Origin of the sequence: Castellaniella sp. GW247-6E4, assembly GCF_040276065.1 — a bacterium.
Classification (GTDB): Bacteria; Pseudomonadota; Gammaproteobacteria; order Burkholderiales; family Burkholderiaceae_B; genus Castellaniella.
Genome location: NZ_JBELOI010000023.1, coordinates 1 through 9,714 on the forward strand (window position 1 = coordinate 1; position 9,714 = coordinate 9,714).

At 50.1% G+C, this 9,714-nt stretch carries 9 protein-coding genes and 1 pseudogene; 6 read left to right on the forward strand and 4 right to left on the reverse strand.

Annotated elements, in window-relative coordinates; translation table 11 throughout:
- From ABS761_RS16495 to ABS761_RS16505, 3 genes and pseudogenes are all read left to right on the forward strand, one after another.
- Positions 1-1,219: pseudogene (locus tag ABS761_RS16495) on the forward strand (hypothetical protein); the annotation flags it as partial.
- A 9-nt stretch (positions 1,220-1,228) separates the two neighbouring features.
- On the forward strand, positions 1,229-2,227 hold the full coding sequence (locus ABS761_RS16500; protein WP_350409488.1) for an ATP-binding protein: 999 nt from the start codon (positions 1,229-1,231) through the stop codon (positions 2,225-2,227).
- Between the two features lie 86 nt (positions 2,228-2,313).
- The gene (locus ABS761_RS16505) at positions 2,314-3,816 is read left to right on the forward strand and encodes a hypothetical protein (RefSeq protein WP_350409489.1); all 1,503 of its coding nucleotides are present in this window, start codon (positions 2,314-2,316) and stop codon (positions 3,814-3,816) included.
- A gap of 396 nt (positions 3,817-4,212) precedes the next feature.
- Here ABS761_RS16505 and ABS761_RS16510 read toward each other — a convergent pair whose 3' ends face one another.
- Positions 4,213-5,181: an IS5 family transposase gene (locus ABS761_RS16510; RefSeq protein ID WP_350409490.1), complete on the reverse strand. Its 969-nt coding sequence runs from the start codon at positions 5,179-5,181 to the stop codon at positions 4,213-4,215.
- A gap of 101 nt (positions 5,182-5,282) precedes the next feature.
- Here ABS761_RS16510 and ABS761_RS16515 point away from each other — a divergent pair, with 101 nt between their 5' ends.
- Positions 5,283-6,170 carry a DUF4238 domain-containing protein gene (locus ABS761_RS16515; protein ID WP_350409491.1) on the forward strand — a complete coding sequence of 296 codons (888 nt, stop codon included), beginning with the start codon at positions 5,283-5,285 and terminating at the stop codon, positions 6,168-6,170.
- A 91-nt stretch (positions 6,171-6,261) separates the two neighbouring features.
- Here ABS761_RS16515 and ABS761_RS16520 read toward each other — a convergent pair whose 3' ends face one another.
- The gene (locus tag ABS761_RS16520) at positions 6,262-6,519 is read right to left on the reverse strand and encodes a helix-turn-helix domain-containing protein (RefSeq protein ID WP_350409492.1); all 258 of its coding nucleotides are present in this window, start codon (positions 6,517-6,519) and stop codon (positions 6,262-6,264) included.
- A gap of 249 nt (positions 6,520-6,768) precedes the next feature.
- On the opposite strand from ABS761_RS16520, the gene ABS761_RS16525 reads away from it, so the two are divergent.
- Positions 6,769-7,206, forward strand: a complete 438-nt coding sequence (locus ABS761_RS16525) for a hypothetical protein (protein ID WP_350409494.1) — start codon at positions 6,769-6,771, stop codon at positions 7,204-7,206.
- Positions 7,207-7,636: 430 nt separating this feature from the next.
- Here the strand turns inward: ABS761_RS16525 and ABS761_RS16530 are convergent, their stop codons facing one another.
- Complete coding sequence (locus ABS761_RS16530; protein ID WP_350409495.1) at positions 7,637-8,197, reverse strand: HAD domain-containing protein; 561 nt, start codon at positions 8,195-8,197, stop codon at positions 7,637-7,639.
- 123 nt (positions 8,198-8,320) lie between these two features.
- Here ABS761_RS16530 and ABS761_RS16535 point away from each other — a divergent pair, with 123 nt between their 5' ends.
- Positions 8,321-9,391 carry a fibrinogen-like YCDxxxxGGGW domain-containing protein gene (locus tag ABS761_RS16535; protein WP_350409496.1) on the forward strand — a complete coding sequence of 357 codons (1,071 nt, stop codon included), beginning with the start codon at positions 8,321-8,323 and terminating at the stop codon, positions 9,389-9,391.
- Between the two features lie 78 nt (positions 9,392-9,469).
- Here ABS761_RS16535 and ABS761_RS16540 read toward each other — a convergent pair.
- A partial coding sequence (locus ABS761_RS16540; RefSeq protein ID WP_350409497.1) for a hypothetical protein occupies positions 9,470-9,714 on the reverse strand: 245 nt, incomplete at its 5' end.

The following is a 9,714-nucleotide window of genomic DNA, read 5'->3' on the forward strand; positions in this document are numbered from 1 at the left end:
CGGGGGCTTCCTGATTGGGTCTCGTTCAACAACCTACATTCTGACAGGTCCAGGGGACTTGATCAGACCTTCCCTAGTCTATCGCAGTGAAGTGACCTCTGATAACGTCTTGAAGGTCATTCGGGATGCCGTAACAAAAAAATGGGAACCTAAAGTGCTCACCCTCCCATTTAAATATCCGCCTGGAGGAGGGCTGCCTAGTGGTGTTGTTCCGGAGGCATACGGTGCTGTGTGGAATCTGCTCTTCTTTGACGGAGCGTTGGCTCATTTATCGCGCGCTGTTCACGAGCGTGTCCGCAAGCAGCTTGGCTTTGTCATTAGTTGGGGCGCTCCCGGGCACTTCGAGAGACGACCGAACGTAGAACGCACCTTTCGGCGTATAGCTGATGATGTTTTTAAGCGTCTGCCCTCCACGACAGGATCGAATCCTTATAACGGCAGGGCTCCAGACGGGGAGGCCAAGGCGTTACGCTACAAAATTCGAGCTGAGGAAGCGGAGCAAATGCTCGATGTATACATCGCTCAGCACAATGTGACTCCCTGCGAAGGCATTTCCCTTCTTACGCCACTCGAATACATCAGGCATTTCCTAGATAAGCAGAACGCAGGTTTTATGCTTCGCCAACTGCCAAAAGCACAGGGAGCGCATATGTTGTTGGTTACCGAAGAGGTCATTGTTCGTGGAAGCATTAAGGATGGCCGTAGACCTTATATCCAGCTGGATAGGGTTCATTACACCAGTCCTGTACTAGTCGAGCTTGGCAATCTAATTGGTGAAACAATACTAGTCACAATTGACGAAGATGATATGCGCCAGGTGAAGGCATTCTTGAAAAATGGGGCAGAATTAGGTTTCTTAACTGCTAAGGGACGATGGGCAAATTCGAAACACAGCCGGCGCACACGTAAGGCGATTAACAGTCTCATATCTAAACGTGTTCTTGTAATTTCTGAGTTCGACGATCCCGTACATGCGTATCTTTCTTATCTTTCAGCACAAAACAAGCAGCGCTCGACAAGTCCGATACCTAGAAAACAGGCCACCGATGCTACTCGGATAGCCAAAGAAGCGGATCTACCACTAAAAGTAGTGGTTGCTCCCGAGGTGCAGCGAGAGAACTCTACAGCTACCCCCAAGGTTTTGTCAGAGACAAGGCAGCGCCGATCATTAATGGACACAGACGCTCCGACGTTGCGACTAGTCAGAAATCGACGATAGGAGAGGGCCATGCCAGATAAGAAAATGGTCAATCAACTAACTACAGAACAACGAGCAGCTCTTCTGAGCACTCATCCAATCTTGGAAAAAAACTATCGATTACCGACTCCCATGTTGGAACGGACGTATGCTGTTATCCGAGAACGCGTATGGATGAAGCGAACAGGTGTGTATCTTTATGCGAGCCCTCGTATGGGGAAAACAACTTGTGCAGAGACAATTCAGGCCTTACTTCTTTTAGAATTCCCCAAACTTCATATTGTACGAATTGATGCGAGGCGAAACTTACGACCATCAGATGCACATATGTTCCGATTGCTCTTGGAGGGTGTAAATCATGCGCTAAGTAAACGGACTCATGCGGACTTGCTGTTTTATAATGTCAAGGCAGATATTATGGTCAAGTTGGCCGCTTTAGGGGGAAACCATCTGGTACTAATAATTGACGAAATGCATCGACTCAACGACAAAGATCTTGAGCAATTATTGGCAGTGCATAACGCATTGCATATGCAAAAAATCAGCATGACCACAATTTCTTTTGCGCAGCCAGAGATCATGGACAGGGTAACTGGGCTCATGACGAGGAGGCAGCATCAACTATTAGCACGGTTCCTTGCCGAGCCAATTCAATTCGAAGGCTGTTCGTCCGCCAACGATCTTCGAAATATATTGAATTCCTACGACTATGATTCAGAATATCCAGAAGGCTCTGGTTGGTCATACACGCGATTTTTTTTGCCCGAAGGATATGAGGCTGGATTTCGGCTTATCAATTATTCGGAGAAAATTTGGGATGTGTTGTTTAATGCACTTGGTTCTTATACTGAAGCAGGTGTTCCTATGGAGCATGTCTGCTTGACCGTAGAATATCTGCTTATCGCGCTTCGCACTGAAGATTGCTGCAATGTCACTATTTCAGATGAGGATATTAATGACGCGGTTGGCTCCTCCAACTTGGCTGTCTTCAGCGGTCTAATGCATGGCAACATTGGTAATACGCACTAATCGACGGTTGTGTATCTAAAGCTGATTATTAAAATTAATAACAAATACAAATAATCAACCACTTTTATTTACTGATGAGTATGACTATGTCAAAAAACAATAAAATGTCAGATCGATTAACTTGGGATTCTCATGCGCCAGCACCTTACGAGTCTGCATGGTCAGTATTTTTAAAGATCCTATCAATTAATTGCATAACGATGCGTGAATTAGAGGAGCTGATAGAACGAGAGCCAGTGAAAAATAAGAGCGGCTTGTATCGAAACTATCTAAATGGAGATTGGATAGACTTTGACCGTTACGCAACCCTACTTGGCGTAGCTGCTGAACGGTTGAAAGACGGGTTTTTGGATCAGTTAGGTATTGCTCCAGTCGGCTCCTTTGATCTTGATATTCGCCATTGCCCGTACTGCGACAGACTTGGCTATCATTGCGTATTATTTCAACTTTCCATGATTGACGAATGCCCTTGGCATCGTTGTAAGCTCGTTAAATCCTGTGGATCATGTGACTCTCTACGTCCGCTCAGCCCCATCCAATCAACCTGTATAAGTTGCGGAAAAAGTCTCGATAACTTTATTAGCGCTCCACGTTTTAATGCTCTTGATAACGCCCTGAAATATGCTGTTATTGGCTATTGCAGAGAATTTATTGATTGGTGGGCGGAGGTGGAGGCAGGTACGTCATGCTGCCCGTCGTTTACAAATGCACTACTGCGTATTCGTCGGGCGGATCAAACAGAAATGCAATTTGCTCAATGGCAATTAGGTTTCGTTCGAAAAATCACAAAGAAAGAACTATTTTGGAAGTTTTCCATACGTGAAAAACCTGCACATGTTATTTCGCGGTCTTGTTTAATAAATAAAGATGAAAGCTTACAAAGGCATTATTTTTCTGATGACATAGGACATAGTTATCGTAGCATCCGGCGTCACATCTATAAAAAGTATTTACGTCCCCATCATGCTTGTATCCATCACTTAGTTAATCTATCACGTAATGAGACTCTCTATCTGCATAGCGAAAAGACCTGCTTACCTGCTGTGGCGTTCCTGGCTTGGAGGATGTCGGTCGAGGGCATTTGCAATATCGAAGGGCTTCGCTCCCCTAAGGGAGAACAAGTACCTTTGCGGTTGATGCAGCCGAGTACGTGGCCATTCTCTCTTGCGGGCGGCGATCAACTCCGTTGGACATATGATGGGTTTTTTGGACTATTAGCGGCGCTCGAAGACACGCACGAACGGCATTGGCGGATAATCGTTGCCATGAACGATTATCTGGCATGTGATGGCTTTCTGCAATCTCGGTTGATCGAGGATGCAACCTCACCTGCGGATGAGACAAGTACGGTCAGAAGTGGCGTAGTGCAGATTCTCTGCCCAGAAGTAGCATGCTTAGCAGAAAAATCTTGTGCAAAATGGCGTGCACTAACTCGCTCGTCTGATCGAAGTATGTGCGATCAACATGCGTTTGATCAAGCTATGACCTGGTCTTGGGCAACCAACCCAGGAAACTCTCATAAAAACCTATTTAAGCTAACTCAGAACGAGCGATTCGGGCGGCCAACATTTGAATATTTTAATGTCTGAATCGGTTAGTCTAAAGATTTTGAGATTATTTTATGTTGTATTGCACGGGAATCAAGAGTGAATGCATAGCTTGACCAGTGGTCGCTTCGAGCTGTGCCACTTGACCCCGAGCACAATGATTTTTTGTCAAAATCCTACTCGTAATTCAGGGTCTTTTTTTGTGAATGAAGGCCATCGACAACTCCTAAGCATTACACTAGTGCCGTATTAACTCCTTTTGACTAGGGCTAGGCTATCTAGGGAAGGTCTGATCAAGCCGGTTTCAGAATCCGCTTTTCCAGCCCAATCGACTCGGTTTTCATAATGCAGAAAATTTGCTCAAAAATAGGCCAGAATCGGGGCGATTCCCGCCCTGACATGCCCGTTTTGGGCCCTCTGCACCCATTTCGGGCGCACCTATCCAGCCGTAGCCATCAAATGGTGGCGCACCTTCCACAGATTTGCCAACGTAAACAGCATCTTCAGCTGCGCCGTGTTCTTGGCCAGCCCCCGATAGCGCACCTTGGTAAATCCAAACTGGCATTTGATCACCCGAAACGGATGCTCCACCCGCGAGCGCAGGCTGGCCTTGGCTCGTTCGTAGGACTCCAGCATCCGACCCATGTTGCTCTTGCCCAGCGCACTGCGTTTGCCCGGACGCATGGCAATGTGCCACCGCACGTTGCGACTCTGGTTTTCCTCTCGCGCCTGGAGACCTCGGTAGCCTGCATCGCCCAGCACCAATTCTTCTTCACCGTGCAGCAGCGCATGGGCCTGCGTGACATCGTGAACATTGGCTGCCGTGCCCACCACGGTGTGCACCAGGCCGGTCATGTCCACGCCAATGTGGGCCTTCATGCCAAAGTGCCACTGGTTACCTTTCTTGGTCTGATGCATCTCGGGATCCCGCGCGCCTGCGGCGTTCTTCGTAGAACTGGGCGCTTCGATGATCGTGGCATCGATGATCGTGCCCTTGCGCACCGTGATGCCCTGGTCAGCCAACAGCAGGTTCACCGCCTCCAGCGCGTCTGCTGCAATGTCGTGCTTTTCCAGCAGATGACGAAAGTTCAGGATCGTCGTCTCGTCCGGAATGCTGCCACGCGTGAGCGACAGCTTGGCAAAATTGCGTATCGAGGTGCTGTCGTAGAGCGCCTCTTCCATCGCCGGGTCGCTCAAGTTGAACCACTGCTGCATGAAGTGGATGCGCAGCATCACTTCGAGCGGATAAGGCCTGCGGCCGTTGCCGGCCTTCGGGTAGTGGGGTTCGACCAAGTCAGCGAAGACCTTCCAGGGAACAGCCCGTTCCATCTCAGCCAGGAACTTCTCGCGGCGCGTCACCTTGCGCTTGCCTGCAAACTCGGCGTCGGAAAAACTCAACTGGCTCATCGGGGGCTTCCTGATTGGGTCTCGTTCAACAACCTACATTCTGACAGGTCATCGGGACTTGTTCAGAGCGTCCCTAGTTCGACGATTAAAGTAGGCATTCGATGAACAATCAGCCAGTTCGCCAGCACTGGGTTCCGAAGGTGTACTTGCGTGCTTTTTGTGCGGACCCGGTGGATCGTGAGCAAATCTATGGGGTTAACCTAATAACAGGGATAGAGTTCTTTACGTCGATAGAGCGAGTAGCCGTCAAGAAGCATTTTTATACGCTCGGATTAGATACGGGCGACCTATCGTTTGAGGTTGAGGAGGTTTTATCACGGTTGGAGTCAGATGTCCGGGATGTCCTTGCCGATGTTCGAAGTCGCGAACTCCTTCCTTCAAGGTCATCTGCTCGGTCGATACTTGCTGCCTTCATAGGGACGCAGCTCATGCGAACTCGCCAGGGCCTCCAGATTGTTCATGGCTACAGGGACGAAGTACGCGCGGGTACCGGTCCAGTTGAAACAAGGCTTCCACCACACCAGGCTACGGAACTGCTCTCGCTTGGCAACGAAGGAATGCGAGAGTTTTTCGCTAAATTAGTGCTCAAAGCTGGTCTGAGTCTGGGCGCTCACATATCGAAAATGCAATGGAATTTGATTCGAGCAGTTGATGGTTATTTCATCACCTCGGAGAATCCCGTATTTACATTTCATCCCATAGACTCTGCATGGGGAGTGGGTTCAGCTGGATCAATCACTTGCTTCCCCCTCTCGCCCAAACTCTTTCTCCATCTGGAGAACGAGCCAACTTTGCCAGAACGCCCTGTACATGACTTGCCAGCACAAGGAGTGCGGGGTCTCAACGGGTTGACTGTCCTTTCTGCCGAGCAGTTTTTGTACTCGCACGTACCATTCAAGCATATTCAAGATCTACTGGTTGAACGAGAAGAGGGCAAGCGAAGGGCATTCGGTCCGCGATGGCAAAGGGGGCAGGGGACTAACGTTTGACGGTTTCGGTCGTATCCACCACCCCGAGGTAGCCTGCCAACGGGTGAACCGTATGCTCTCGTGTCAACTGCGCTACGGCTAAATTAGCGCTTCATGAATTTTTAACAGCAATTGTAGTTGTAAAACTCAACAACTCCGCTGGCTCAACCTTCAATGTCTGCGCGAGCAGCACGATGTTCAGTAAAGAGATATTGCGCTTACCTCTCTCTACGCCACTGACATAGCTACGGGCGATTCCGCTCATCAGGGCAAGCTGTTCCTGGGAGATCCCTTGCTCTTTCCGCAGTTGTGCCAGGCGCTGGCCGAAGAGCGTTAGCGGAGAGAGCGATGGTGTAGGTTCATTCTTCATCAATAGAATGCTATAAGTTCGCGCTGTATAAGTTAACGCTCTTTAAGTACACGCTCTATGAGTGACATTTGTTTCGATTGTCGCTATACTACTACCTGTCCAAATCAACGAATCTTTTGAGCCGCGCGTCGGTTGTGTTCATTTTTAGATTGCCCCTTACGTCTATGCTGCTTGGACATATCGTCGCCGCGAGTTTTAAGCGGGTCGCAGGCTGATGTTCAGCGTAAGAGCTGGCACAGGAGAGTACTGATGTTTTTCACGCGCGAAAATGACGAAACGCCCTTTGGAGCAGGTATCTGTGAAGGGTTAAAGAGCTGGAGGTTTGTTCGGTGGCAGATGGGGAGCCATTGGTTTTTAGTAACTGTTGTGGTGCTGATCGACGGTGATCGGTGTACTGACACCTTGATGATTTCACGTCTAGAAGATATAGCGAGTCTTGCCGCGAGCGGAGCAGAGAGCTCTGAGGTCACACAGGTTCAGTTGGTTAGCGCTCCTTACATGAATCAAACAAAACAATGGACGATGGAACCTTTAACTCAAATCATTGAAGGTTTCTTGCCTGGAGAAGGAGACAAGATAGTGCATGTTCTGAAATGTCGTAACAGCACGATTTACATAGATGAGGACGTCCTCGTCAGAATACCCCAGCTGATTAAGCCCAAGGTTATTTTTTCGGATGCCTCATGAGATACGGCACTTATGGCAGCTACATAAGAGCATAAAAATTGAGGTGCAGGGCATAGGCATCCTCCAAGTGCAATTCACCAACTACTTATTTGCTCAGTAAATACTCATTCCCGTGGATCAAATGTCTCAACATACTTTTGTTATGCAAAATTTCGATAATCTTCTCAACGTAGCGATTAGGCTGGTTTACCTTGAGTCTAAGGAATGTTGGATTTCGGGAAAGATGGCCAAGTGTTGTGGGAAAAGTTGGCCATCTGTAGTGACTGGGAAAATGACCGCCTAATTGGCGGTCGTTTTTTGAGTCCGAAAAGCAGCGTTTTTGCTTTGAGTGATAACCGGTGGGATTGCATTGCTAGTGCTTGCTATCCGCTTTAGGTATATCGGCCTCAATCTGCCCTAGCTACACAGTAGGCGAGATCAGAAAGCCTTGCTAGCGCTCCGCAGTAGCTTGTAGCCACGCTGTGATTTTTTCGCGAATCACGGGATCCCACACCCCACTTTCTGGATCGCACAGCACCAGCTGGAGTGGCTGCGGTGTTGGGAATTCGCCAGCGTGGTCATCAAGCACGATCCAATCTCCAGGGTTACTTGTCTTCACGTGGTTGAGGATGGACTGCCAGCGATCACCGTTATCGGTCTTCCCTATGTAGCGGTCGCCCAGAGGGCCAAGATACCGCCTCAATTCTTGATCAGGCAGCAATTGTCGCCACGACGAATGCACGACGATTTTTACGTCTTTGTGTTCAGTCAATAGCTCCTCGAGGATGTACGTCCACCGAAAGAGCCGCCCCTGCTGGACTGCCGCTTCTCTAGGGAGCCGCATCTCGAAGACGGCTAGAGCGCTGACTGGATGTAGCACGCCATCGAAATCGCAGTAGATAATACGCACTTGTCTGATTGAGAGTCCGTGACAGGTCAATGTTACTGAGTTTGGGGTCATGCCGCCATCAGACTTGGTCAACTCAGCCAGGGTGAGCGCCGAACCGAGCATAGCCTTCTTGTGTGATCCGATCGCCTAGTGGCGAATGGCTGGATTTCACCGCTTTTTTCGCGAGGATTCTGCGCTATCTGAGGGTGCCAACGCTATACCTATAGTCACTTACTGGTATGGCTTATGTTCAAAACATCACTTCTCTCGCTGCCGCTGATTGCGGCGTTATCGATCGCGGCGGCCCCTGTCTTGGCTGCGGACTATTACATTGTGGTGCCGGCGCCGGGTAAAGGTGCGCCTTACGCTGCGATCCAGTTGGAACTCAGTCCGGCAAATTTGCCTGCAGGTTGGGTAGGAGGCCCGTATGCTGGGTTTGATTTCAATACGGCGCTCCAGATCACAGGAGATGCTGCGCTGGATATGAGCCTCGTGACCTGGTCAGCCTATGCTGGCGCATTGCCCGAGGGATTGACGCTTACCAAGGAAGGGAGCGTGAGCGGAACTCCGACCGTAGCGGGCACCTCGAGCTTTCAAGTTCTGGCCCGATACAGAACCAAATCCGCAGTGGGTACCTATGCCGTGGAGGTGACGGCGGAAAGACACCTTGTTGAGCAGGCGGGTGTGCGGTCCTGGGAGGATGGCACCTTTGCTCAGAGCTGCTTGGAGTATCGCCAGCCGACTCAACCGTATGTATACGCTGGGGCGACCGGCGACGGTACGTATCGCATAGCTCCGAATGGCCAGGCGCCGTTTGACGCGTATTGCGATATGACTTCTGAGGGCGGAGGCTGGACGCGTGTGGTGCGTCAAACGGAAACCCAGCCGGTTGGTTCCTGGGAGGGCGGCACAAATGGTGCCTCCTACACGCTGACTTCAGCCAAAATCCCCACGCATACCCAGACTGCCTTCGGTAAAAATGGGCAGGCCACCTATGTGGATTACGTGAATTTTGTCTATACGACTGGGTTGATCGCGCCGGCCCAAGTTGCCACGAGCCCTAAGACAGGTAGGTCATATCACATCTATCGGCATTCCAGCTACTACTATAGCAATCACGATCCGGATAATGTCTTGTACACAACGGGTCTTAGGGCTGAATGGCGATACACCCTCACATTCGACGTCATTGGATCCTATGGAAACGATTGGACGTTTTCTCCCTGGGCTGATGCGGAGGGAAATCGAGGCCTTGCCATAGGTGGGGCCTATCTTCCTGGGATTGATGGCTTCGCCTGGACCGTCTGGGTGCGCTAATTACTGCCTAGCCGAGGATGCGGCCTTGTCGAGGTTATGGAGGAGCGCCACCGCATTCAGAGCTGATCGGCGCGCCCATCAATGCAAGGCCTGCTTAGACGTTCTGTAGGTATGGACAAGCCATTCAAAAAGACTGAGTACAGTTTCGTCGTCGGGGTCGTCAAGGCTTGCGTGCGCCAGGTAGATCGCTGTGTCGAGGAGCTGGTTGGCAATGTTTTCGTCCATGGGGTGAGTGTGGACGAACCTGTGGATTTGCCCCCGTATTACCGGACACAGAATCACCCTTGGGTTGATAAATCCTGATGGCGCCTGAACTCCCTGGG

Excerpts from the sequence above, each read along its gene's own strand:
- ABS761_RS16515 (WP_350409491.1), top strand. The coding sequence starts at position 5,283 with ATGAACAATCAGCCAGTTCGCCAGCACTGGGTTCCGAAGGTGTACTTG.
- ABS761_RS16525 (WP_350409494.1), top strand. The coding sequence starts at position 6,769 with ATGTTTTTCACGCGCGAAAATGACGAAACGCCCTTTGGAGCAGGTATC.
- ABS761_RS16520 (WP_350409492.1), bottom strand. The coding sequence starts at position 6,519 with ATGAAGAATGAACCTACACCATCGCTCTCTCCGCTAACGCTCTTCGGC.
- ABS761_RS16505 (WP_350409489.1), top strand. The coding sequence starts at position 2,314 with ATGTCAAAAAACAATAAAATGTCAGATCGATTAACTTGGGATTCTCAT.
- ABS761_RS16535 (WP_350409496.1), top strand. The coding sequence starts at position 8,321 with ATGTTCAAAACATCACTTCTCTCGCTGCCGCTGATTGCGGCGTTATCG.
- ABS761_RS16530 (WP_350409495.1), bottom strand. The coding sequence starts at position 8,197 with ATGCTCGGTTCGGCGCTCACCCTGGCTGAGTTGACCAAGTCTGATGGC.
- ABS761_RS16510 (WP_350409490.1), bottom strand. The coding sequence starts at position 5,181 with ATGAGCCAGTTGAGTTTTTCCGACGCCGAGTTTGCAGGCAAGCGCAAG.
- ABS761_RS16500 (WP_350409488.1), top strand. The coding sequence starts at position 1,229 with ATGCCAGATAAGAAAATGGTCAATCAACTAACTACAGAACAACGAGCA.